This is a genomic window from Spirosoma knui (genome assembly GCF_054780635.1).
Map to the genome: position 1 here is coordinate 248,472 of NZ_BAAGVY010000009.1, position 23,422 is coordinate 271,893.

Annotated in this window: 18 protein-coding genes; 11 read left to right on the forward strand and 7 right to left on the reverse strand. The window is 44.7% G+C overall.

All coding sequences use genetic code 11. The annotated features are described in order from the left end of the window. Positions 1 to 51: 51 nt before the first annotated feature. The 6 genes from ACYVIY_RS19210 to ACYVIY_RS19235 all read right to left on the reverse strand — a co-directional run bounded on the left by ACYVIY_RS19210 (position 52) and on the right by ACYVIY_RS19235 (position 5,707). Positions 52 to 990 (reverse strand): 3-oxoacyl-ACP synthase III family protein, encoded by a 939-nt coding sequence (locus ACYVIY_RS19210; protein ID WP_460978011.1) that lies wholly within the window; start codon positions 988 to 990, stop codon positions 52 to 54. Between the two features lie 120 nt (positions 991 to 1,110). Beyond that, positions 1,111 to 2,256 (reverse strand): glycosyltransferase, encoded by a 1,146-nt coding sequence (locus ACYVIY_RS19215; protein WP_460978012.1) that lies wholly within the window; start codon positions 2,254 to 2,256, stop codon positions 1,111 to 1,113. A gap of 25 nt (positions 2,257 to 2,281) precedes the next feature. Beyond that, positions 2,282 to 3,361, reverse strand: coding sequence for a hypothetical protein (locus ACYVIY_RS19220; RefSeq protein WP_460978013.1), 1,080 nt, complete (start codon positions 3,359 to 3,361; stop codon positions 2,282 to 2,284). 161 nt (positions 3,362 to 3,522) lie between these two features. Continuing rightward, entirely contained in the window at positions 3,523 to 3,663 is a 141-nt protein-coding gene (locus ACYVIY_RS19225) for an IS1 family transposase (protein WP_460978014.1), read from the reverse strand. 167 nt (positions 3,664 to 3,830) lie between these two features. Next, on the reverse strand, positions 3,831 to 4,565 hold the full coding sequence (locus ACYVIY_RS19230) for a LytR/AlgR family response regulator transcription factor (protein WP_460978015.1): 735 nt from the start codon (positions 4,563 to 4,565) through the stop codon (positions 3,831 to 3,833). A 41-nt stretch (positions 4,566 to 4,606) separates the two neighbouring features. Beyond that, the gene (locus tag ACYVIY_RS19235; protein ID WP_460978016.1) at positions 4,607 to 5,707 is read right to left on the reverse strand and encodes a sensor histidine kinase; all 1,101 of its coding nucleotides are present in this window, start codon (positions 5,705 to 5,707) and stop codon (positions 4,607 to 4,609) included. 241 nt (positions 5,708 to 5,948) lie between these two features. Between ACYVIY_RS19235 and ACYVIY_RS19240 the strand changes: the two genes are divergently transcribed. Together ACYVIY_RS19240 and ACYVIY_RS19245 are read left to right on the forward strand one after the other, a co-directional pair. Continuing rightward, positions 5,949 to 6,410: a (2Fe-2S)-binding protein gene (locus ACYVIY_RS19240; RefSeq protein WP_460978017.1), complete on the forward strand. Its 462-nt coding sequence runs from the start codon at positions 5,949 to 5,951 to the stop codon at positions 6,408 to 6,410. Between the two features lie 11 nt (positions 6,411 to 6,421). Next, positions 6,422 to 8,623 carry a xanthine dehydrogenase family protein molybdopterin-binding subunit gene (locus tag ACYVIY_RS19245; protein WP_460978018.1) on the forward strand — a complete coding sequence of 734 codons (2,202 nt, stop codon included), beginning with the start codon at positions 6,422 to 6,424 and terminating at the stop codon, positions 8,621 to 8,623. 497 nt (positions 8,624 to 9,120) lie between these two features. Here the strand turns inward: ACYVIY_RS19245 and secA are convergent, their stop codons facing one another. Then, a complete protein-coding gene (secA, locus tag ACYVIY_RS19250) occupies positions 9,121 to 12,513 on the reverse strand; it encodes a preprotein translocase subunit SecA (RefSeq protein ID WP_460978019.1) in 3,393 nt (1,130 codons plus the stop codon). A gap of 240 nt (positions 12,514 to 12,753) precedes the next feature. On the opposite strand from secA, the gene ACYVIY_RS19255 reads away from it, so the two are divergent. The 9 genes from ACYVIY_RS19255 to ACYVIY_RS19295 all read left to right on the forward strand — a co-directional run bounded on the left by ACYVIY_RS19255 (position 12,754) and on the right by ACYVIY_RS19295 (position 23,298). Then, complete coding sequence (locus tag ACYVIY_RS19255) at positions 12,754 to 15,165, forward strand: SLBB domain-containing protein (RefSeq protein ID WP_460978020.1); 2,412 nt, start codon at positions 12,754 to 12,756, stop codon at positions 15,163 to 15,165. 18 nt (positions 15,166 to 15,183) lie between these two features. After that, positions 15,184 to 16,263: a Wzz/FepE/Etk N-terminal domain-containing protein gene (locus ACYVIY_RS19260; protein ID WP_460978021.1), complete on the forward strand. Its 1,080-nt coding sequence runs from the start codon at positions 15,184 to 15,186 to the stop codon at positions 16,261 to 16,263. Positions 16,264 to 16,277: 14 nt separating this feature from the next. Further along, positions 16,278 to 17,252, forward strand: coding sequence for a GDP-mannose 4,6-dehydratase (locus tag ACYVIY_RS19265; RefSeq protein ID WP_460978022.1), 975 nt, complete (start codon positions 16,278 to 16,280; stop codon positions 17,250 to 17,252). A 16-nt stretch (positions 17,253 to 17,268) separates the two neighbouring features. Further along, positions 17,269 to 18,621, forward strand: coding sequence for a lipopolysaccharide biosynthesis protein (locus ACYVIY_RS19270; protein WP_460978023.1), 1,353 nt, complete (start codon positions 17,269 to 17,271; stop codon positions 18,619 to 18,621). Positions 18,622 to 18,734: 113 nt separating this feature from the next. After that, the gene (locus tag ACYVIY_RS19275; protein WP_460978024.1) at positions 18,735 to 19,430 is read left to right on the forward strand and encodes a class I SAM-dependent methyltransferase; all 696 of its coding nucleotides are present in this window, start codon (positions 18,735 to 18,737) and stop codon (positions 19,428 to 19,430) included. A 26-nt stretch (positions 19,431 to 19,456) separates the two neighbouring features. After that, positions 19,457 to 20,560 (forward strand): glycosyltransferase family 4 protein, encoded by a 1,104-nt coding sequence (locus ACYVIY_RS19280; protein ID WP_460978025.1) that lies wholly within the window; start codon positions 19,457 to 19,459, stop codon positions 20,558 to 20,560. Beyond that, entirely contained in the window at positions 20,557 to 21,294 is a 738-nt protein-coding gene (locus ACYVIY_RS19285; protein WP_460978026.1) for a glycosyltransferase family 2 protein, read from the forward strand. Before ACYVIY_RS19280 ends, ACYVIY_RS19285 begins: the two co-directional genes overlap by 4 nt. Further along, positions 21,272 to 22,549, forward strand: coding sequence for an O-antigen polymerase (locus ACYVIY_RS19290; RefSeq protein WP_460978027.1), 1,278 nt, complete (start codon positions 21,272 to 21,274; stop codon positions 22,547 to 22,549). The genes ACYVIY_RS19285 and ACYVIY_RS19290 overlap by 23 nt, the downstream gene beginning before the upstream one ends. Continuing rightward, positions 22,549 to 23,298: a glycosyltransferase family 2 protein gene (locus ACYVIY_RS19295; RefSeq protein WP_460978028.1), complete on the forward strand. Its 750-nt coding sequence runs from the start codon at positions 22,549 to 22,551 to the stop codon at positions 23,296 to 23,298. Before ACYVIY_RS19290 ends, ACYVIY_RS19295 begins: the two co-directional genes overlap by 1 nt. The last annotated feature ends 124 nt before the right edge of the window (positions 23,299 to 23,422 follow it).

Genomic DNA, 23,422 nt, shown 5'->3' on the forward strand with positions numbered 1-23,422 from the left:
CAGCAAAGGGCTAAAGGAATCGTTTGATTGCTTTAGCCCTTTTTAGTTACTCTACTTTTCGATCAGCATGGCTCCGTACGAATAGCCTCCGCCGAAAACGGTGATTACGATACGTTGCCCTTTCTTGAACGTGTCCCATTGTTCAGAAAGCGCAATAGCACAGCCGGCACAGCCGGTATTACCAAGCCGGTCGATGTTCGAGATCAGCTTTTCTTCGGGCAGGCCCAGCGTGTTCATGACATTCTTGGAGATCCGCAGATTGGCCTGGTGCGGCAGTACGTAATCCACATCAGCCAGCGTCAGCCCGCATTTTTCCAGCACCTGCAAACTCGCTTTCGGCATATACTGACAGGCATTGATAAACACGTCGCGACCGTGCGGCATGGTAACACCGCCCTCCATTGGTTTCAACATAACTGCCGTGGTAGCTTTTGCCGTATGCGCGGCTCCACCGGTGAGTAGTGTCCGGATGACAAAGTCGTTATCGCTCTGGCGCTCTTTGGTGATCAATAAAGCGGCTGCCCCATCGCCCCAGAGGTGCCCCGATATTTTGTCCTGCTCGTTATTGTAAGCCGTGTTATGCTCCGATACAATGACCAAAGCGCGGCTGGCCTTATTTAAGGCAAAATAGCCCTCGACAACTTCAATAGCGTTCAGCAGCGACGAGCAGGCCGTTGATATCGACACAACCGGAATATCCGCAATGCCCAGGGCGTGCTGCGCTTCGTGCGCCAGTGAAACAATGGTATCGTAAGGCGTATAGGTAGCGCCAACAATCAGATCAACAGTCGATACATCTACTTTAGACATGAGTCGCTGAACCACCTCAAGCGTCATGGTATTTGTATTCTCACCAGGTCCAGCTTTACGCCGTTCTACGATTCCAGTACGTTCAATAATCCAGTCGCTAGAAAGGCCGTTGAGCTGGGTAAAATGTTCATTGCCAATTACCTCAGTTGGAAGATAATGGCTTACTTCATGGATGTACATCAGGCCAAAAATAAGGCTACTATAAGAAATAACCCGAATTATTGCCGAAAGTTAAATCCTTCCGGGAAAGTGTAGCATTAAACATTAGAACAATACCAATATGTATTAGATTCCTTTTATTTAATCGCATTTTAATGTCTTAGCTGAATCCGTTAACGCTAGGGCATAAAAATTCTGTAGCTTCCGGGCTTCACTCGTCCAATTATACTCCCGCTCAACGGCCTGACGCCCCCGCTGCCCCATTGCATAAGCCTCTTCGGGATAATCGATCAGGTACGATAACGCATCGGCAATCTGCGACGGGTTTTCGGGCGACACGCAAAACCCGCAGTTGTGGCGCTCAATCACATCCTTGTACAGCGGAAAATCAGACGTAATGACTGGCAGACCCAGGGCCATATACTCAAACAGTTTCGTGGTATACGAATCAGGATAATCGCCAACGGGTTTGAGCAACGCCAAACCCGCCGTGGCCCCGGCCGCGTACGGAAACGCATCGCGCTGGTCAGCATAGCCATGAAACTGTAACTGAGAACGTAACGTATCATACTGGGCAACGCCTTCCAAGTCTTTATCACTGAAGTTCCTCCGCCCGAATAAATGGACGATAAACTGAGGATGAACGAGTCTCAGCAATACTAAAGCGCTCACCAGCGTATCAAAAGCGCGCTCGAACGTAAGCCAGCCGATATAGAAAAACGAAGGGTGATGCGGGTCCGGTTTATACGGCTTTCGAAACGGTTCAATAAACGATAAGAGCGGGTAGTTATAGATGATCGAATACGGCTTTTCCAAATCGCAGTACGTATCCAGGTAGCCATGTTCGGTGAAGATCAGAAAGAAGTGCTGCTGCGCGGCCCGGTCAAACCAACGAAACGCCTTTTCCAGCCAGTAGCCACGGTTTTGGGTCCGAACATGCAACTTTTTATAGAGGTTTTCCTGAACCTCGTAAATAACCGGTATGCCGAACAGGTGGAAGACAAACGCGAACGGAATGAACTCTGGTACGTAGACATGGATAAGTTTTGGCCGCAACCACAGCCCTCGCAGCAACACCAGTGGACAGGTGATCAGTATTCGCCAGATCACCAGCCGGAAATAAGGCAATCGAATAAACCGAATATCAGGCGCAATCGCTGAATCGGCACGCGGTAAGGCACAAAAAACTTCGTACTCAGCCGCCAGCGTCTGGCATTGTTTGAAAACGATACGGGGGTCTTGTGGCGGATGGGCCGTGCTGATATGCAAAATGCGTAATTTCTTCATAAAACCCATCTGCGGGCACGGCCGATTATTTCAAGACACCGAATGAGCGCAGTTCGGCATCGATCTGCTGATTCCAGCGCTCCTGAGCCGCCTGGTTCGTACTGTGGTTGGTTTCCAGATCATACCGCTGCTGCATCTGGTTCATTTCCCGAAAAGACTCTATAAATTGATACTGGATAATGCTGTTGTAGTCCTCCAGGGTCAAGCTATCCGGCTGAATTTTTCGTTTAAACCGTTCGGCAGTAATCTTGGCAATGTCAAAATGTCGTTGTTCGTGGTTAAGCGCGTACGCGTTTTTAGCATCGGGCCGCCCCCAGGATGAATTTTTGAGCATATAACTTTTTACCGTTAGGTTTACGTTGATCACCCCATTCTTAACCGCACTCTTGCCTTCATAAGCAAAGCTGGTAAACACTTCGGCTGCGTAATGGCTTCCCTTACGTGGTTCCGCTCGAAAATCGGCCCATACGAGCTTACGAGCCGGATTGTAATGCACGGTATCATCATCCGTAATACGCGAGTCTTCGCTGAAATTCACCACTAGGCGCGTTGCCAGCTTTTCGTTCTGACTGGCCTCCCGGTTCATATAGTCGTTCAAACTGCGCAACGACGCAACCAGCGCCTGACGAATGGTTGGCTCGATTACGGTCGTTTGCTGAAGCGGACGGACATAGTTAGCACTACCCCGATACGTCGTCAGGCGGGTACTTGTCTCGCGGCCATCTTCTTTCCCCAGTAAATCAAAAGCGGCTTCGAAAGAAAACCGACCCGTTACCCGATTACCAGCCGCTGTTTCGGTCAGGCGGAGCTGTATGATCCGCATGGCGATCGGACGCAGTTTTTTGGTTTGAGTCAGCGATCGGTTGATAAACGCGCGAACCCCTTCAGCGGCTCCCCCTTCAAGGTCAACCGGTTGAACAGGCTGGTTAAGAGCTACGGCTAAACGGGCAACGGCCCCGCGCTCCTGGCGCTGATCCGTAACCGCTGCGATAAAAAACTCTTTCGGCGTAAACGCTAGCTTTTCGGGCTGTAGCTGAATGGGATCATTTTTGGGCGACACCCCGGATAACACAGACAAAAACACAAACCATATTACCTTATCCATCGTATCAAAAACTGATTGTTAAGGACAAAAGTGCCTGTACCAAGGTAATGGCTGGATTGTATTTATCGGTGAAGAAAAACGGGAGGTGACTTAACTATGTTGAAGAACGAAAATAAACAGTTATTGATAAATAGGTCGATCACCGTGCCATACATTACTACTTATTTAGAAAAACGAATTGTGCGCCGGTTGAGCCGTTTCAAGTGGGTGCAAAGCGTCAGATGCTTACGCTCTAGCGTTTGCAACAAAGCCTTAGCTTCGACCCGAACCAATTGATTCAGACAATCATAGTGAGCCAGCACCAGGCATCGAGAGTTTCAGCCACTAACATGAGTTTGAACGCTTTATTACAGCGCTAGCAAGCGCATGAGTCCGGCGGCCAAAGATGAAAGCGACTACCTCACCAGTAGCGACATCTTCCATTCACCATAACCACCGAGGGAGCACCTTATAGCTCACAAAGCTTGCATTACGTCGACCTTGAGTCTGACAGTACCCCTTGGCTCATTAGTAACGTTAACGCTGTACGTTTATAATTCCGCCCAACTGGTATTTGTAAGTAATCTAGCTTTATAATATTGTGGGCAAACGATGTTACTTTATCAACGGCAACGATAAATGAGCGGTGAACCCTGACAAATTTGTTCTGCGGAAGCTTTTGTTCAAGATAGCTAATTTTTTGGTAGCTGATTACCTCCTGTTTGGTTGTTCTTACACGTACGTAGTCACGGAGACTTTCGATGTAAATAATGTCTTTCAAGAACACTTTAATCATTTCACGATCTGCTTTCAGGTATAAATAAGCCTCTTCATTTATTACGTTATTCTTTTTGTCTTTTTCGGAAGGTGCATACCGTTTCAATTGCTTGATTTTGGCAATACTGCGAAGAAAACGATCAAAGCTGACGGGTTTTAATAAATAATCGACTACATCAAGATTATAGGCTTCAAAAGCATAATCGCGATAAGCAGTTGTCAGGATGACATGGGGTTTGTTAGGTAAGGAATGGAGAAGGTCAATACCGGTAACATTCGGCATTTCTATATCAAGAAAAATAATATCAATCGTATCCAGTTGAAGGGTTGTCATTACATCAAGGGCATTTGAACAACTTTTCACCGCGACAAGCTCTTCTATCCGTTTCACATAAGACTCCATTAGTTGCCGGGCTAAGGGCTCATCATCAACAATAAGGCAACGCATAGACTATTTCAGATTTTAACTAGTTAGTTGCTAACCGTTTGCTAGCTTAAATTTGTGTTTAATGACAATTTCAGTACAGCCATATATGTATCCGCTTCGTCGAATAGTTGTAGGGAATGACGATCAGGGTATAAATAGCTCAATCGCTTAACTACATTTTCCAGGCCAAGCCTTGGCGACTCTGTTTTTTTCGGCTGATGTGGGGGTTTATTGTTTTCGACCTTTAAAATCAACATATCATTGACAACTTCCAGATCAATGTGTATCCAACTGCCCTGCAATTGGTTCCGCGCCCCATGTTTAAAACTATTTTCAACGAATGGCAGCAGTAGCAGCGGAGCGATCAGGTGCGTAGCCTCATTAGCATAATTGACAAAATGGACTTCAAGCCGGTCACCATAGCGAAGTCGTTCAAGGTCAATGTAGTTCTGGATATACTGAATCTCTTTAGCAAGCGATACTTCCGCCTGGTTGCTATCGCAGAGCATATAACTCATCAATTCAGATAATTTGTGAACCATTTGCGGGGCTTTCTCCGAATGACTCAGAGTAAGCACGTACAGATTATTCAACGTATTAAATAAAAAGTGCGGATTGATCTGTGATTTCAAGAGCTTAAGTTCAGCCGCCAGTTTTTCCTTTTCCAGCTGCTGGGCAGCCTGCTCAAGCAATTGAGTTGCCTGTTGGTGCTGATAATAGTATTTGATTAGATGAAAGGTTGACGCAATAGCCACCCATGAGTAGGTGTAAAAAATAGCGATCAGGATCTTGGGCAGGAAGAATAAGGGTATACTTAATCCCCCCGGATAATATACAGGATAAAGAATATAGTAGGAAATAACCCGAAGAATGAATCCGCAAATGGCCATTGAGCCAATCAGGAGCATTAGAAAGATTAAGTACTTCTTCAGTACCAGAAATCTGTCAATCAGAATATACAACGTGAAGTAGGCGGCACTGATTTTTATGGGCAGCTCAACTAGGGTAGAAATCAGTTTTTCACCATACTTCCCATCTACTAGTCCCCAGATCAGGACATCGTAAAATACAATTCCTACCCAGAATAAACTATGTAATACGAAGCGATAGCGGGAAACTAGCAGATTTGGTGTCTGGGTATGCATTTGTGCAATCGTTCGCATGAAACAAGAACGAAATTTATTATAACTGAGCGCTCTTTTTTAGACAAACAACCACAAGAGCAGACAAACGACCGATTCACTTGTGGCTGGAGCCGCGGGCAAAATCAAAAAAAGCCTGACACACGCCCAACGCCGTTCAATCAATAGAAAACGTTGTCTGTCGGCTATAAGCGACACTCATCTAATAATTCTGGACATGACAATGTTTTTTAAAACTTCGCAGTCTTAAAAAGATATCGTCATGACAAAAATACAACTCACTGTAAACGGTGCTAGCCATTCTGTAGACGTCGATCCTCAAATGCCCCTGCTTTGGGTGATCCGTGACTTTATCGGATTGACAGGCACAAAATACGGATGTGGTATTGCCCAATGTGGTGCATGCACAATTCACCTTGATGGCAAAGCAGTAAGGTCATGCTCCTTACCCGCTTCTGCAGGTCTGAATAAAGCGATTGTCACCATTGAAGGATTATCGTTAACTGGCCAGCATCCTCTTCAAACAGCCTGGGAAGAAGAAGATGTACCGCAGTGTGGCTATTGCCAGGCTGGTCAGATCATGACGGCGGCAGCTTTCCTTAAACAAAACCCCAATCCTACCGACGAGCAGATCACAGCTGCCATGACGGGAAATTTATGCCGGTGCGGTACATATCTACGCATTCATAAAGCGGTGAAGCGGGCTTCATTAATTAAAGAATAATTCTTACAAACATGGACAGACGAAATTTCACTAAAGTGGCGACATTAGCAGGAGGAGGTTTCATGCTCTCGTTTCATTCTATTGCTAAAGATCAATTCATCAAAAATGAGGTCGCAAATAGTACAAATGAATTAGGAGACCTACTTAAAATTACTCCTGATGGCCAAGTGCTTTTTCAATTCATCAAACACGAAATGGGCCAAGGCGTATCCACAGCCATGGCGATGATTGTCGCTGAAGAATTAGGGGCAGACTGGCAGCAGGTAAAAATTGAATTTCCGGATACTGATTTAAAAAAGTTTCAGAATGATAAAAATGGGGGGCATGACACGGGTGGCAGTTGTACCATTACTTATCAGTACGATGTTCTTCGCAACGCAGGCGCAACAGCTCGTCAAATGCTGATCCTAGCCGCAGCCAAGCGCTGGAACACTTCCGTTGAGAATTGTTATGCCGAAAATCACTTTATCAACAATCACGTTACCGCTCAAAAACTTGGATTTGGAGAACTGGCCAGCGATGCTGCAACCCATCAGGCACCACCGACAATCGTGTTAAAAGATCAGAAAGACTTTAAACTCATTGGTAAACCCAGAAAAGCCAAACTGATTACTTCCATTGTCACAGGAAAGCTTAAGTACGGACTGGATGTAAACCTACCGGGTATGCACTACGCGGTTATTGCTCGTTGTCCTGTATTTAAAGGTAAATTAAAAAGCTTCGATGCGTCGAAAACACTGCAGGTAAAAGGGGTCAAAAAAGTTTTTGACACGAAGCCAATCGCTGGTCTGCAAACGCAGACACCATACATGCCTCATGATATTCGCGAAGGCGTAGTTGTTGTAGCGGATTCCTTTTGGGCCGCTAAGAAAGGAAGAGATGCATTGATCATTAACTGGGATGATGGGCCTAATGCGCAACGAAGCTCTGAAGATTTTGAAAAGTTGGCGGCCCGGCGAGCGCTCCACCGAACAGACCCAACTGGCTACATTGGTGATGAAAATGCCGTATCAGATTTAGGACATGTTCGAAGGACATTGCGAGCATCTTATGTTTATCCACACCAGTTACACTCTTGCCTGGAGCCGCTCAACTGCACAGCTTATGCAATGAATGATCGTTGCGAGATCTGGATGGGGTCACAAGCGCCTAATCTGATTGTAACAGAATTGATGCGTGTTTTTAATATTTCTCAGGACACTATTAAAGTGCACTCGTTCCCATCCGGTGGCGGCTTTGGCAGACGGTATTATCCTGATATGGCTGTGGAAGCCGTATTTATTTCCCGCCAGGCCGGTAACATTCCCGTCAAAATGATTTGGACACGTGAAGATGATCATCAATGCAACCTTGCCCACCTTTTTCAACACATGGAATATCAAGTCGCTCTCGACAACAATGATCGTTTATACGCATGGTACGAAAAAGAGATTCGAACGTATATGTGGGGTGCCAAATATGCCGATACCCAACTGCCCTTTATGGCTTACGATATTCCTAACATACGGTTCGATTTTGAAGACCTCATTGAGGAAGAGCTTGTTCACTCCTCGGCCTGGAGAGGAGTGGTAGGGCATGGCCGCTTTTACAGTGAGTGTTTTATCGATGAGATCGCAACAGCATTAAAAAAAGACCCTTACCAATTTCGTTTAGACTTATTGAAAGAGGGCCGCGATGTTTTTGTTGGCGATCTATATCCAATCTCCAGTTCGCGGTTATTGAGTGTGTTGAAATTGGCCGCAGGCAAAGCGGGCTGGGGGAAATCGCTGGAGCCAAACAAAGGTATGGGACTGGCTGTATGCCCGTATGGAAATAGTTATTGTGCGATAGTGGCCGAAGTGAAGGTTCAGAATAAAAAAATTTCCATCGTAAAAATTACCGTTGGTGTTGACTGTGGTAAAGTAATCAATCCGTCCGGAGCAAATAATCAAATTGCAGGTGGTATTGTCTGGGGGCTCACGGCATTGCTATACGGAGGTCTGCCCATAAAAAATGGCCGTGCCGTTCATACCAACTTTCATCAGAACAAATTAATGAGAATGGATGAATGTCCGGAAATAGCGGTTCATTTTGCTGAAACCGATGACGAACGACCCTGGGGCATAGGAGAAATATCCAGCCCGTTGGCTGTCCCTGCTGTATTGAATGCCATTTATGCGGCTACCGGTAAGCGGATCCGGAAAATACCGATCATTCCCGATGAGTTGCAGTAACGTTGTGGGTTGGTTGTACGTGGGCAGTAAAAAAGCAACAGTGTTGGCTACGATGGGTTAAGAATTTGGTAACAGAAGAGATCATTGCCTTGCTTTTCGGACGCCCTACTCAGTAAACATTTCCCCATCTGCTAAATCTGTTAGAGCAAGCCAAATAGAAGTAGTTAGGTAGATTACGGCCTCTTGGTGCCCAGCCGTCGGGTGTGGGTCTACTTTGATTGCCTGGATCAACGATTACATTTAGTCCGAAAAGCCTCCTTATAGAGTCTTAAGTGCAATTATCTCACTCTTCAAACGCGCTTGAAGCGACTGACCTGCCGAACCAGTTGCCTCCCTGAATCAGTGAAGGCCTACGATACGGCAATCGGCCTTTAATCAGATTTTCTTCACCTACAAACGTAATTTAGGCCCAACCGCATCAGTAAAGACTGACTCAATAAAAATGCCCTCTGAACGGAGTATTCGGAGGGCATTTTGGCAACTATTAATCAACTAACTTATTCAATCAGCATCGCTTTCCCGCTGACAACGTCGTTTTCAACGGTTTTGAATTTTACGTCGCGCTTCACCGAACCATCTGCATACTGCACATTTACACGGGCGTTCCGGTCGAGCTTAGCTACCCGTGCCGGAGCTTGGCGAGGAGGCATCGGTGGCGCACCGGCCCCCATCGCGTTGTTTTCCGCCATGCGCCGTGCATACTCTTCTGGTCCCGTAGCCAGGTGATCGTCGTCAAAGTCCTCCATGTTGGTGTGCAACTCAGGCTGTGGCTGCGGCCGGTGCTGCGTGGGTGCCTGCCGAATTTCCTGCTGCACTTCTTCAACATCCTGGGCTGGAATGTCGGCCTTCGACAGGAAGCTAATCGTATCGAAGTTAACTTTATTAAGGAATCGGCGGAATAGCTCTACCGACTCAAACTTGTACACCAGCAAGGGGTCTTTCTGCTCAAATACCGCGTTCTGCACCGACTGTTTCAGGTCGTCCATCTCGCGCAGGTGTTCTTTCCATTCCTGATCGATAACGGATAGCGTCACCGCTTTTTCCATTTCCGTCACCAGATCACGACCACCCGACTCTACCGCCTTCTGCAGGTCCGTAACAACCGTCAGTTCGTGCAGACCATCCGTGAAAGGAACTACAATGTTCTTCACCCGATCGCCCTGTTCGTGAAGCACCTGGGTCAGCACAGGAAGGGCCTTTTCGGCAATGGCATGGTTCTTAGCCTCGTATTTCGCTTCTACTTCCTCGTAAAGATGCCGAACCTGATCGGCTTTCTTCATCTTGGCAAACTCTTCCGCAGTCAACGACGGCTCAAAACCAAGCGTGGTCAGCAGTTGCAGCTTAATCTCTTCGTAATTACCTTCCGCGTTTGTAATGGTCTCTTCCACTACGTCGTACATGGTATTGGCAATATCGAGCGGTAGCCGGTCACCGAAGAGCGCATTCCGACGACGTTTGTAAATGGCTTCGCGCTGATAGTTCATGACATCGTCATACTCAAGCAGCCGCTTCCGAATACCGAAGTTGTTTTCTTCTACTTTTTTCTGAGCCCGCTCAATGGACTTTGTGATCATTGAGTGCTGAATAACCTCACCTTCCTCCAGCCCCATGCGGTCCATCACTTTTGCAATTCGTTCAGAGCCAAACAAGCGCATCAGGCTGTCTTCGAGCGAAACAAAGAACTGCGACGTACCTGGATCACCCTGACGCCCGGCCCGACCCCGTAACTGCCGGTCGACCCGACGCGATTCGTGCCGTTCGGTACCGATAATGGCCAGCCCACCGGCTGCTTTCGACTCAGGCGTTAGCTTAATGTCCGTACCGCGACCGGCCATGTTGGTTGCAATGGTTACAGTACCGGGCTGCCCGGCCGAGGCTACAATTTCGGCTTCGCGCTGGTGATATTTGGCGTTCAGAACCTGGTGTTGAATTTTGCGAATGGTCAGGAACCGGCTGAGTAATTCAGAGTTTTCAACCGACGTAGTACCCACTAGTACGGGACGGCCCTTCTCGACAAGACTGGCAATTTCATCGACGACCGCGTTGTACTTTTCACGGACAGACCGGTAAACTTTGTCTTCCTCATCTTTTCGGCTGATGGAGCGGTTCGTTGGAATTACCACTACGTCCATCTTATAGATTTGCCAGAATTCAGAGGCTTCCGTTTCGGCTGTACCGGTCATACCCGCCCGTTTGTGGTACATCCGGAAATAATTCTGGAGTGTTACAGTTGCGTAGGTTTGTGTAGCGTCCTCAACTTTTACGTTCTCTTTCGCTTCAACAGCCTGGTGCAACCCATCCGACCAGCGTCGGCCTTCCATAATACGTCCCGTCTGCTCATCAACGATTTTCACCTTACCGTCCATAATAACGTACTCGGTGTCCTTCTCGAACAGGGTGTAAGCCTTTAGTAACTGGTTGACCGTGTTGATACGTTGCGTTTTAACGGCGTAGTCCCGGATAACCGCTTCTTTACGTAAAATTTTCTCTGGCTCCGAAAAGTCAGAACTTTTGTCAATGGCATTCAGATCTATTGACAAATCGGGCAGGATAAAGAAGTTAGGATCTTCACCCGAACCGGTGATATAGTCAATACCTTTTTCGGTGAGGTCGATGCTATTGTGCCGCTCGTCGATTGTAAAATACAAGGGCGCATCGGCTTCCGGCATTAACTTCTGGTTCTCCGCCAGATAAATAGCTTCTGTTTTTTGAAGAAGCGCCTTATTGCCGGTTTCAGAAAGGAACTTGATAAGTGGCTTATGCTTAGGTAAACCCCGGTGAGCCCGGAACAGCGATAACCCTCCTTCTTTCTCATCACCTGCCGCAATCTTTTTCTTAGCGTCGTTCAGATAATCGTATACGAGTTTACGCTGGGCTTCTACCACACGGGAAACGCGTGGTTTGAGTTCAATGTAATCCTGTTCATCGCCCCGAGGAACAGGACCGCTGATGATTAAGGGCGTCCGGGCGTCATCAATCAAGACCGAGTCAACTTCATCGACCATGGCATAGTGGTGCTTACGCTGTACCAGCTCAGCCGGTTCACGGGCCATGTTGTCGCGCAGGTAGTCGAAGCCGAATTCGTTGTTTGTTCCGTACGTAATGTCAGCCATATAGGCCCGCTTCCGGGCTTCGGAGTTTGGCTGGTGCTTATCAATACAATCAATGCGCAGACCATGAAACTCAAAAAGTGGAGCCATCCACTCCGAGTCACGTTTCGCCAGGTAGTCGTTAACCGTTACTACGTGCACCCCACGCCCGGCGAGCCCGTTCAGGAAGGCAGGCAATGTGGCCACAAGTGTTTTACCTTCCCCGGTGGCCATTTCAGCAATCTTCCCCTGGTGGAGCACAACGCCCCCAATGATCTGCACGTCATAGTGAACCATATCCCATTTGATGGGGGTCCCGGCAGCATCCCAGCGGTTGGCCCAGAATGCCTGATCGCCTTCAATAACGACATTACCTTTCCGAGTAGCCAGTTCCCGATCAAAATCGGTGGCCGTAACCTGAAGCTGTTCGTTATTAGTGAACCGGCGGGCTGTTTCCTTAACCACGGCAAACGCCTGCGGTAAAATATCCATCAGAACGCGCTCAAGCTCCGTATTGCGGTCGGCTTCCAGCTTATCAATCTGATTGAACACCCGTTCCTTCTCGTTAACATCAACCTCAGGGTGACTTACCTGCTCATTGAGCTCGGCCAGTTGATTGTCAATAGCGGCTAGCTCATCTGCAATATGCGCTTTGAGTTCAGCCGATAGTTGACGAAGCTGGTCATTGGAAAGGTCTTTTAAGCGAGCAAATTCGGCATTCACCTTCTCAACATACGGCAGGAGCTCCTTAATATCCCGCTGTGATTTAGTGCCGAAAAATTTGGCTATGAGATTAATCATTTTTCAGTGTGTAAGTCGGTAAGCTCATGGATAAGTTCGTAAGTGTTAATACGTATCAGTTACCTGTTTACTCACAGACCTACGAACTTATTGACGGTTTTTTCTACAAATTTAGTGCATTACAGTGGTACTACAAGGTCGGTTAGACATTGATGGATGTACCTTACTTTATGGGAACAACGTTTTGAAACTATTCTATTACTTTTGCAGGATCAAATTTTGGCCCAACAGCCACTGTTCATGCGTACTACCGACAAATTGTCACGTTATACCTACCGTATCCGTCCGTTCTTTATTATCGTATCTCTGCTATTGCTAACCGTATCGTTCAGTGTGGTAGCTCAGAAGGCTGGTTCACGCGTAGACCAGCTAAGCGATGATCAGGTACTTGAGTTCTACAGACGGGCGCAGGCGAGCGGCCTTAGTGAAGCTCAGATTGAGCAGGCGGCTATGTCACAAGGATATACCCTTACTGATATTGCCAAGATGCGGAAACGGATCACGGAAATTCGATCGCAGAATCCAAAATCTTCAGGGCGTACAACGGTCGACACAGCGAGCGGTCGTCGGTTTCCCGGCGATCTGTCGCGTCGCTTTATCGATTCTTTGCCCGACGACTTTCGTCAGGACACGGTTAAGAAGTTGAAGGTATTTGGAGCTTCTCTGTTTGAGAATGCCAATTTATCGTTCGAGCCAAATTTGCGGATTGCAACCCCAAGAAATTACATTGTTGGTCCTGACGACGAAATCAGTATTGATATTTCGGGGGCATCCTCTGATAATTTCCGCTTAAAAGTATCACCGGAAGGCACCGTCAAAGTACCCAATATCCCGGCTATCTTCGTTGCGGGATTAACCATTGAGCAGGCAGAACAACGCATCATTGACCGGCTGCGCAAAGGTGGCTACCAAGGCTTGGGCGTTCCGGGTAGCGGCACCAGCGCTAACATAGCACTCAGTAATATTCGAAGTATCCGGGTGACCTTGGTAGGTGAAGTCGTTCGGCCGGGCACTTATACCATTTCCTCGTTGGGCTCTGCTTTTAATGCCTTGTATCTAGCCGGTGGTCCTAATCCGGAAACGGGTTCATTTCGTAAAATTCAAATCATTCGTGGCAATCGGGTCGTGCGCACTATCGATCTCTACGATTTCATTCTCAAAGCCGACCAGCGGGATAATATTCGGTTGCTGGATCAGGACGTCATTCGGGTCGCTGATTACGAAACTCGGGTTGAACTTACCGGTCAGGTCCGTCGGCCCGCTATTTTTGAAGTACTGCCGGGCGAATCACTGAAGACACTGCTAAGTTTTGCCGGAGGGTTTGCGGATGATGCTTATCGGGCGTCTATAACACTTCGGCGCAACACCGCCCGCGAACGGCGCATTGTGACCATTACGGAAGAGCAGATAAATAATTTTGTTCCCCAGCGTGGAGACAAATATGAAGTCGGAAAGATTCTGGAACGGTATGAAAATCGGGTGCAAGTAGCTGGTGCAGTTATGCGACCGGGCGATTACGCCCTTGAACCCGGTTTGGAAACTGTTAAACAGCTAATCAACCGGGCAGAAGGCTTACGTAAAGACGCGTTTGTAAACCGTGCCACTATCATTCGGGAACGGCCCGATATGGACCGGGAGAACGTATCGTTCGATCTGGGTAAACTGATGCGGGGCGAAATTCAGGATATTCCACTCATGCAACAAGATAGCCTGACGGTTTTGTCAATCCGTGATTTGCGGGAAGAATACTACGTAACGATTGAGGGAGCGGTTAATAAGCCCGATACAATTGAGTTTGTTAACAACATGAGCGTAGCTGATCTGATTGCGCTAGCGGGCGGGTTTCAGGAAGGAGCAAAACCGAATCTGGTTGAAGTTGCTCGCCGTATCCGTCAGGACTCCGCGGGCGTTCGAACCACTACCCTTGAAATTTATCGGTTTGCTTTAGACCGGAACCTTCAGATGAGTCCGTTAGAAACAACCTCAGGCCCCTCATCTGAGGAAGGGCAGAGGTTCAGGCTTCAACCCTTCGATATTGTGTATGTTCGCACATCACCTAATTACGAATCCCAGCGTCAAGTGTATGTGTTTGGAGAAGTGCTGCATCCCGGTAATTATGCCATTGCGAACCGACAGGAGCGTATTAGTGATGCTATTCAACGAGCAGGCGGTCTTAAACCAGGCGCTTATATGCCTGGGGCTCAATACAAGCGTTTAGGCCAGATCGTTGGTAGTGATCTACGAGGCATTCTGGATAATCCTAAATCTGAAGAGAATTTATTGCTTGATGATGGTGATACATTATTCATTCCCAGACGGTCAGAGATCGTATCCGTTCAGGGTGCCGTGTTGAATCCAGCGTCCGTCAGCTTTAAGTTGGGGTATAAATTTGATGATTATATAAGCGAAGCAGGTGGTTTCACAGATAACGCCCGTAAGAGTAAATCGTATATTATTTATCCAAATGGTCGAAAAGACCGAACGCATCAATTTCTGTTTTTCACATCGCGGCCCCGAGTTGAGCCTGGCTCTACAATCGTGGCTCCATTTAAGCCTCTAGATAATAATCGATTAAGCCCTGCGGAGCGCATAGGTATCTTATCCTTAGTGACAACATTAGCAATTACGCTTCTCAACGTACTGCGTAATTAACTACAATCATCGTTTATCATGTCCGTTGTAGAAGAACAAATTACCAAGCAGCCTGACGAGGGAGAGGTTGAAATCAGGCTGGGGGACATCGTTTATTTTTTCAAACGAAACCAGCGTATCTTACTACGTTCTACAATTATCTTTCTCATTTTGGGTGCGGTCTACGCGTTCTCTCAGCCTGATGAATATACGTCGACCGTGAAGGTGATGCCCGAACTGAAATCACCAACTGGAGCGGGCGGATTGAGCGATCTTAAATCGCTGGCCGGTTTAGCGGGTGTTAGTCTTGATAATTTTAATAGTACATCAGAAGCGATCCGGCCAGATTTGTACCCGGATATAGTGAAGAGCGTTCCGTTTACCTTGCATATTCTTGGTCAGCCGGTTCTGTCGGCTACGTCCAAGAAGGCAACCTCTCTGCACACGTACCTTAAGGATCAGGTAGAATCTGGATGGCTGAGCCAGATTACAACATCAGAAGATCCCGCAGGAAGCTTAACAACCCCTGTATCGTCTGACCCAGCAAGGTCTACAATAAGATTAACGCGCCAGCAAGAACAACTGGGTGAAAGCATTAATGAGCGTGTGAATGTTTATATGGACAAAAAGTCGGGTATCGTAACGATTACTTCGCAAATGCCTGATGCCACGGTAGCGGCTACGGTGGCGCGTTACACACTAGATTATTTGACGGCTTATGTTACCAACTACCGCACTAGCAAAGCGCGCAAACAAGTCACTTTTTTGACTCAGCAGGTTAACAGAGCCCGCAAGCGGTACGAATCAGCGGAGTATCAATTGTCGAGTTACCGGGATCGTAACCGCAGTTTATTTCTGAACACAGCGAAGATAGAAGAGCAGCGCCTTCAGGCTGATTTCTTATTGGCTCAGACCGTTTATAATGACCTTTCGAAACAATTAGAGCAGGCTCGGATTAAAGTTCAGGAAGAAGCTCCTGTCTTCCAGATCCTCGAACCCCCTCAGGTTCCACTTCGTAAGAGCGGGCCAAAGCGAGTAGCTATCATCATGGGCTTCACTATTTTTGGTGCGCTTTTGGCCTTAATCGCTAGTTTTGTCTTTCAACTTCTGAGAAGGTAGCCTAACTGTATTACATGAAGACTGCGTTGATTTGTGGCGTATCAGGTCAGGACGGAGCCTATCTGGCGAAACTTCTGTTGGACAAAGGCTATACAGTATATGGAGCATCACGCGATGCCCAAATGGGTTCTTTCCAGAATTTAGTTCGTCTAGGCATCTACCAGCAGGTTCGCCTGGTGTCGATTAGCATTAACGACTTTCGAAGTGTCTTACAGACTCTGCAAAAGGTTCGGCCCGACGAAGTATACAATCTAGCCGGGCAAAGTTCAGTAAGCTTATCGTTCGAGCAGCCTGTAGAAACCCTCGAAAGTATCAGCGTCGGCACTCTTAATCTTCTTGAGGCAATCCGTTTCAGCGATTTACCAATAAAATTTTATAATGCTGGCTCCAGCGAATGTTTTGGTGACACGGGTTCATTGGCGGCTGATGAAACCACACCTTTTCGCCCACGTAGCCCTTACGGCGTTGCAAAAGCCGCTGCCTTCTGGCAGGTCGCCAATTACCGGGAGGCCTATCAACTCCAGGCAAGCACTGGTATTTTGTTTAACCATGAATCTCCGCTGAGACCAGAGCGGTTTGTTACACAGAAGATTGTAGCAGCAGCGTGCCGGATTGCTCAGGGCAGCAATGAAATACTGACCCTAGGTAATATTGATATCGCCCGTGACTGGGGCTGGGCTCCTGATTACGTAGAGGCCATGTGGCTGATGCTTCAGCAAGAACGGGCAGACGATTACGTGATTGCGACCGGACACACGTCAAAACTGAGTGACTTTATCAACGTAGTGTTTGAACTAGCCGGTCTGAATTGGGAAGACCATGTCCGTATCGACCAGTCCTTTTTCAGGCCTACCGATATTGCAGAAGGCCACGCAAATCCTGCAAAAGCGTATGAACGTTTACAGTGGAAGGCTAAGCATAGCATGCAAGATGTTGCAAAGCTTATGGTTCAGACGCGATTGGCAGCGGTTATGCTGGCAAATACCTAACTAGCACAGTGTGGCAATGAGAGCTCAGTTGATGGAACATATCCAACGTGTACATCCCCGTACGCGTAAAGTCCAGATAAATACAATCATAAGTGTATTTTCGAAAGGGATGGGTATGTTGGTTTCGTTGCTGATCGTCCCTATAACGATTGACTATTTATCAAAAGATGTGTATGGAACCTGGCTAACAATTAGTTCAATTGTTAGCATGCTGGCTTTCATGGATATTGGCATTGGAAACGGCCTACGTAACAAACTTGCCGAAGCTATGTCTAGACAGGACACTAATTTAGCTCGGGCTTACGTCAGTACAGCGTACCTCATCTTTGGCTTGATTCAGCTTGGCGTAATCATCCTGTTTCTGCTGATATTCAGATATGTACCCTGGCAACTCGTTTTTAATACAACTATCGACAGTAACCAACTCCAATCGGTTGTATTAATGACAGTATTGGCGGTATCGATGAAATTAGTGCTGGATGTGCTTTCTTACGTATTGCTAGCCATTCAGGATTCTAGTTTAGTAGGCATTATAACGCTCCTCTCCAACCTGTTTGTACTACTAGGGACGTACTGCCTAACCCAATTTACGAACGGTAATCTAGTTTACTTAGCCGCAGTTACAGTTTTTAGTCCAGTACTTGTTTTGCTGATCTGCGGAACTCTTCTATATAAAAGCCGACTGCGTGAGATACGACCTACGCTGAACTTCGCCGATTTTAAGTACGCTAAGGGCCTGCTCTCTTTAGGCTATAAGTTCTTTGTCATTCAGATGGCCGTCATTGTGCTGTTTTATACCGACAACTTTGTGATAGCGCAATTATTTGGCCCGTCAGAAGTCACAACATATAATGTAGCTTTCCGCTATTTTAACGCAGTGAATACTATGTTTGCGATTTCGATAACTCCGTACTGGTCTGCTTTTACAGAAGCGTCAGTAAAAGGAGATGTCGAGTGGATGAAACAAAGCCACCGGCACATGCAAAAGTTATGGCTAATTCTAGTCGGTGTAGTTATAGCCATGGTCCTTTCATCCGATTACGTCTATAAAGTGTGGGTCGATCAGCGAGTAATCGTGCCCATGTCGTTGAACATCTGCATGGGATTATTCATAGTAGTCAGTTGCTGGAATAATATCATTGCCATGATTATCAATGGACTCGGCAAGATACAGCTGCAACTGTACTACGCTTTGTTTTCTGCTTTTGTAAATATTCCACTGGCTATTTATTTCGGTAAAACCCTGAACATGGGTAGCGCCGGAGTAATTTTAGCAACGGCTGTATCATTACTAGCTTGTTCAATCTTTGGCAAAGTTCAAATTGACAAGCTCATAGCTGGAACAGCAAAAGGAATTTGGAACCGGTAATACTAGATACGATGACTTGTCCAATCTGTGAATCGACTGCCAGTGAGTATAGCATTATAAAAGTGCTGGCTAAGTATAACGTTCAGTACTTTCGCTGCAATACATGTCAGCACATGTTCACGGAGTCCCCGTACTGGCTGGATGAAGCGTATAACTCAGCAATCACTCAACTCGATATAGGGTTAGTAGAGCGTAATCTAGTGATGGCTCCTGTAGTGCAGGCCGTGGTTAATACGTGGTATAATTCAGAGGCTAGCTTTATTGACTACGGCGGTGGTTATGGCATGCTGGTTCGTATGCTACGCGACCGAGGATTGGATTTTTATCGCTACGATATACACTGTGCCAACTTATTCGCCGACTCATTCGATGTAGAAGATAAGCCCCCCTTTAAAGCTGAATTGTTAACTGCTTTTGAAGTATTTGAACATTTGGTTGATCCGGTTGCCGAAATGGCGAAGATGCTGTCGTTAAGTGACACAATTTTGTTTTCAACAATTGTTCAGCCGAAGCCAGATATCACTCCTGAATCTTGGTGGTATTTTACGCCAGAGACTGGCCAGCACATCTCTCTTTATAGCCGAGCTTCCTTACAAGCCTTAGCGGACAAGTTTAACCTTGATTACTACTGGAATGACAAGCATATTCACATGTTTAGTCGCAAAAAAATAAACCATTCGCTATTTAAAGTTGTTTCTCATCCTCGAATTGCCCGTATATACAACTCTATGGGCAAAAAAAATCAAACTTTACTGGACAAAGATTATGCTTTTATTAAAGCAAAAATCAAGAATTACATAGCCCAGTAAAGCCTCGTATAATCATAGTTTGTTCAATGGTACTATTATTTGATCATCAAACTTTCTCGCTGCAAAACTATGGTGGTATATCGCGATACTTTAAAGAATTAATTGTAGGTATAAATGAGAGTACGTTTAATCATGAAGCTAAATTAGCCATAAAATATTCTAACAACGCCTATTTGTCTCCTGAATGGGCAAAGCCTTTTTTAAGCGGAATAGAATTTCCTAAAAAAAATAATCTACTTTATTTAATAAATAAGCAAAGCAGTCTTAATCAACTGCGAAAAGGCACATTCGATATTCTTCACCCTACCTATTATGACCCGTACTTTCTAGACTACGTAAAGCATAAGCCTTACGTAATAACTGTACTGGATATGATTCATGAAAAATTCTCAACCGTTTATAAGGAGCTGGCTCATGACAAAAAGATGGTACACTGGAAGAAATCAGTCATTGTGAACGCTACTAAGCTAATCGCCATCTCAGAAAACACGAAGCGAGATATTATTGATATTTATGGCATAAGCCCAGAGAAAATACAGGTAATTCATTTAGCGAACTCGTTACTTGTAAATAACGCCGAGCAAGATGATACATCTCTTAATACCGGATGCCCTTATTTGCTTTTTGTAGGTAATCGCGGGTTTTATAAAAACTTCAATCAATTAATAACGGCAATCGCTCCACTGCTTAAGCGCCACGATATCAATCTAATCTGTGCGGGCGGAGGAGCGTTCACAAAAAATGAGCTGGAACTGATTACTGATCTAGGCGTTACGTCCAGGGTACAGCAGCAGCCTATCAATGATAGGAAATTAGTCAGTTTATACAAACACGCTATCGCCTTTATCTTTCCTTCTTTATATGAAGGCTTTGGGATACCGGTACTCGAAGCATTTGCCTGCGGATGCCCAAACGTATTGACTGATAGTAGTTCACTACCAGAAGTAGGCGGTGATGCTGCATTATATATGGATTCAACGGATAATGACTCGATCAGCAATGCGATTGAAAAAATCTTGACTGATTCTTCGCTCCGAGCGAGTTTGATAGCGAAAGGCAACGAGAGATTGAAACATTTTTCCTGGACACGTACTGTCGAGGAAACCATCGGCCTGTACCAACACGTATGACCAGCGAAAGTTACCGGCAGAATAGTCCTCTCATTAGTGTAATAACTGTTACCTATAATGCAGCGAATACCTTAGAAAAAAGTATCCTTAGTGTTATACAGCAACAGACAAATCTGGAATATATAATCATTGACGGTGGAAGTACAGATGGTACAACAGATATCCTCCGTAGATACAACGATTCTATAAGTTATTGGATTAGTGAACCAGACCAGGGAATCTACGATGCAATGAATAAAGGAATCGATATATCAAAAGGTCAATGGCTTTACTTTCTTGGTGCAGATGATGAGTTGTGCGATGGGGCGTTCAATGAAGTGAGTAAGCAATTAATATCTAACTACGATGTTGTATTTGGCGTTATACGGACAGACACTGGAAAACAGTTTTCATCGTCGATAAACTTAAAAATGGCACTTAGTAATACAATACATCATCAAAGTGCTTTTTATAACAGGCGATTATTTGATACGTTTAGATATGACACTGCGCAAAAAATAATGTCTGATTATGATTTAAATTTATTTATATATAAACAGAAAAGGGCATACCAACAAATTAATACCTGTATTGCCATTTGTGGCTCGAGTGGTATCAGCTCGGTTGACAAAAAATCTTTACATGAAACAAATCGTATTCGTAGCAAGCACTATAACAGAGCTATGAATATCATAATATCTGCAGTATTACGGCTTAAATATTGGATTCATTATGACCTATTACGAAAAATATAATGTAGTCGTAGTGCTTATAGCACTTATAGGTGTTCTTAGCATTTTATTTTTAATATTTAAAAAAAATATAAGCTCTCTTATAGACCCAATCGTTTTTCACTTTATTTGGTGTGCAAGTTGTACTGCTTTGCTTATCGGATATGTATATAAACATGGAATAAGTTCCAGCGTAATAATTTTCATTCTTTCTTTTGTTTTATATATTTTATTTTTATGGTTTTTTTTAAAAAATTCATCTAATAGAAAGATAGATATAAAGAATTACGAATCAATTTCTAAGATCGAATCTTTGTATTTACTAGCACTCGTTCTAACAATATACAGTAAAGTAGATTTCATTATTTTTGCTTACAATAAAACACCTATTGAGTGGTTTCTATACCGCTTTTACGCATTAGAAGGTCGTGACCCACTCCAATTCATATTTAAAATTGGCGCATCCCCCTTCTTTTTCTATTTCTCTTTCGTTCTTTTAGCGAAGAAACATAAATGGAAGAGATGGATAGTGTTAGCATTAATCATTAATTTAATAACTGATATATTATCAGGCGGTAGATCATCAACACTAACATTTATATTTGGAATTGGTGCTTTCATACTTAAATGCCAATTTGAAAGCAAAACCTTGAGTAGAAAAGTTAATTTTTATGGGGCATTTATGATTGCATTTAGCCTTGTGCTAGCTATTATTGTAAGTTCATTTTATAGTAGAGATTCTAATTTAACTGATGGAATTCTAATTATATTCGACCGTATAATATCTGCTGGGGATGGTCTAGATATATACCTCACTAATAATGCCGAAAGATATCTTGACACAGGACTGCTTGCTTATTTGAAGTCGGCTTTTGGCATTTTTTTAGGTCAACTTTTTGGAGTAAGTACGAAAAGTGTAGGTTGGCGACTATACGAAATAGATAGCGGTTTAGACATTGACGTAGCTGCAGGTCCTAATTATATCATGCCATTACAAATAGCTGTTCTAGGCTATTGGTACATAGTCCCTTACACACTATTTTGTGCATACATAGTAGCTAAATTACGCTCTACATTAATTAAAGGTAAAGCTGGTAACGCTTTTAGCTACGCTATGTCTTACAATTGCTTTACGTTGATAACAGATGTTGAATATGCAATCTTAGTGTATGTTAGTATAATATTTGTGTACATATTTTTTATGTATCCTCTCTCTCGTTTCAAGTTGGATACGAAAATTAAAATCAATTTTTTCAAATTGCACAAACTTAAAGAATAATGATAAGTGTGTGTTTAGCCACATATAACGGAGAGAAGTTCATAGAGGAACAGTTATCCTCTATATTGATTCAGTTAGATAAAAATGATGAGATAATTATATCTGATGACCATTCTACTGACAAGACAGTAGAGATTATCCGAAAAATAAATGATACCCGAATAAGGTTATATTACAACGATGAAAGAAGGTCTGTGATAGCAAACTTCGAAAATGCTCTAAAGCGTGCTCAAGGTGATATAATCTTTCTTTCTGACCAAGATGATGTATGGCATCGTAACAAGGTTGAAAAAGTAATAAAGGAGTTAGAAGACGTAGACCTTGTCGTAACAAACTGTTTATTTATGGGTAAAGACACGCTCATACACCGTGAGTCGTTTTTTGAAGTATTTAACTCAAGGAAAGGATTTATAAAAAATATAGTTAAAAATACATACTTAGGCAACTGCATGGCATTCCATAGTCACTTATTAAAAGTTGCTTTACCTTTTCCGCCAGAGTTATTCAAGCTAGAAAAAATGTATGTATATCATGATATATGGATCGGCCTTTTAGCAGACATTTTGTATACTGTAAGATTTATACAAGAACCATTGTCTTATTTTAGACGTCATGAGGGTAACGCTAGTCCTACAGAGGATAGAAAAAAAAGCCCGAATAGTCTTTTAACGAAAATCAAATCAAGATGTATCTTATTGTATACACTAACAAAGCGAATATATTTTAAGAAATATAAACCTGCGAATTGACCAATAATAAAGCTTATCTTCTTTTTTGGTAGAAGACTTGCACTAGCTTTAGATTTTCTTCAAAAATTTATTGATCCGTGAGTACATCTGTAAAGAGTGTAGCACGCGGTTGTGGCTTTCATCA

What these genes read in the sequence shown, in the direction of transcription:
- ACYVIY_RS19210 (WP_460978011.1), bottom strand. Translation starts at nt 990, where the DNA reads ATGTACATCCATGAAGTAAGCCATTATCTTCCAACTGAGGTAATTGGC.
- ACYVIY_RS19215 (WP_460978012.1), bottom strand. Translation starts at nt 2,256, where the DNA reads ATGAAGAAATTACGCATTTTGCATATCAGCACGGCCCATCCGCCACAA.
- ACYVIY_RS19220 (WP_460978013.1), bottom strand. Translation starts at nt 3,361, where the DNA reads ATGGATAAGGTAATATGGTTTGTGTTTTTGTCTGTGTTATCCGGGGTG.
- ACYVIY_RS19230 (WP_460978015.1), bottom strand. Translation starts at nt 4,565, where the DNA reads ATGCGTTGCCTTATTGTTGATGATGAGCCCTTAGCCCGGCAACTAATG.
- ACYVIY_RS19235 (WP_460978016.1), bottom strand. Translation starts at nt 5,707, where the DNA reads ATGCGAACGATTGCACAAATGCATACCCAGACACCAAATCTGCTAGTT.
- ACYVIY_RS19240 (WP_460978017.1), top strand. Translation starts at nt 5,949, where the DNA reads ATGACAAAAATACAACTCACTGTAAACGGTGCTAGCCATTCTGTAGAC.
- ACYVIY_RS19245 (WP_460978018.1), top strand. Translation starts at nt 6,422, where the DNA reads ATGGACAGACGAAATTTCACTAAAGTGGCGACATTAGCAGGAGGAGGT.
- secA (WP_460978019.1), bottom strand. Translation starts at nt 12,513, where the DNA reads ATGATTAATCTCATAGCCAAATTTTTCGGCACTAAATCACAGCGGGAT.
- ACYVIY_RS19255 (WP_460978020.1), top strand. Translation starts at nt 12,754, where the DNA reads ATGCGTACTACCGACAAATTGTCACGTTATACCTACCGTATCCGTCCG.
- ACYVIY_RS19260 (WP_460978021.1), top strand. Translation starts at nt 15,184, where the DNA reads ATGTCCGTTGTAGAAGAACAAATTACCAAGCAGCCTGACGAGGGAGAG.
- ACYVIY_RS19265 (WP_460978022.1), top strand. Translation starts at nt 16,278, where the DNA reads ATGAAGACTGCGTTGATTTGTGGCGTATCAGGTCAGGACGGAGCCTAT.
- ACYVIY_RS19270 (WP_460978023.1), top strand. Translation starts at nt 17,269, where the DNA reads ATGAGAGCTCAGTTGATGGAACATATCCAACGTGTACATCCCCGTACG.
- ACYVIY_RS19275 (WP_460978024.1), top strand. Translation starts at nt 18,735, where the DNA reads ATGTTCACGGAGTCCCCGTACTGGCTGGATGAAGCGTATAACTCAGCA.
- ACYVIY_RS19280 (WP_460978025.1), top strand. Translation starts at nt 19,457, where the DNA reads ATGGTACTATTATTTGATCATCAAACTTTCTCGCTGCAAAACTATGGT.
- ACYVIY_RS19285 (WP_460978026.1), top strand. Translation starts at nt 20,557, where the DNA reads ATGACCAGCGAAAGTTACCGGCAGAATAGTCCTCTCATTAGTGTAATA.
- ACYVIY_RS19290 (WP_460978027.1), top strand. Translation starts at nt 21,272, where the DNA reads ATGACCTATTACGAAAAATATAATGTAGTCGTAGTGCTTATAGCACTT.
- ACYVIY_RS19295 (WP_460978028.1), top strand. Translation starts at nt 22,549, where the DNA reads ATGATAAGTGTGTGTTTAGCCACATATAACGGAGAGAAGTTCATAGAG.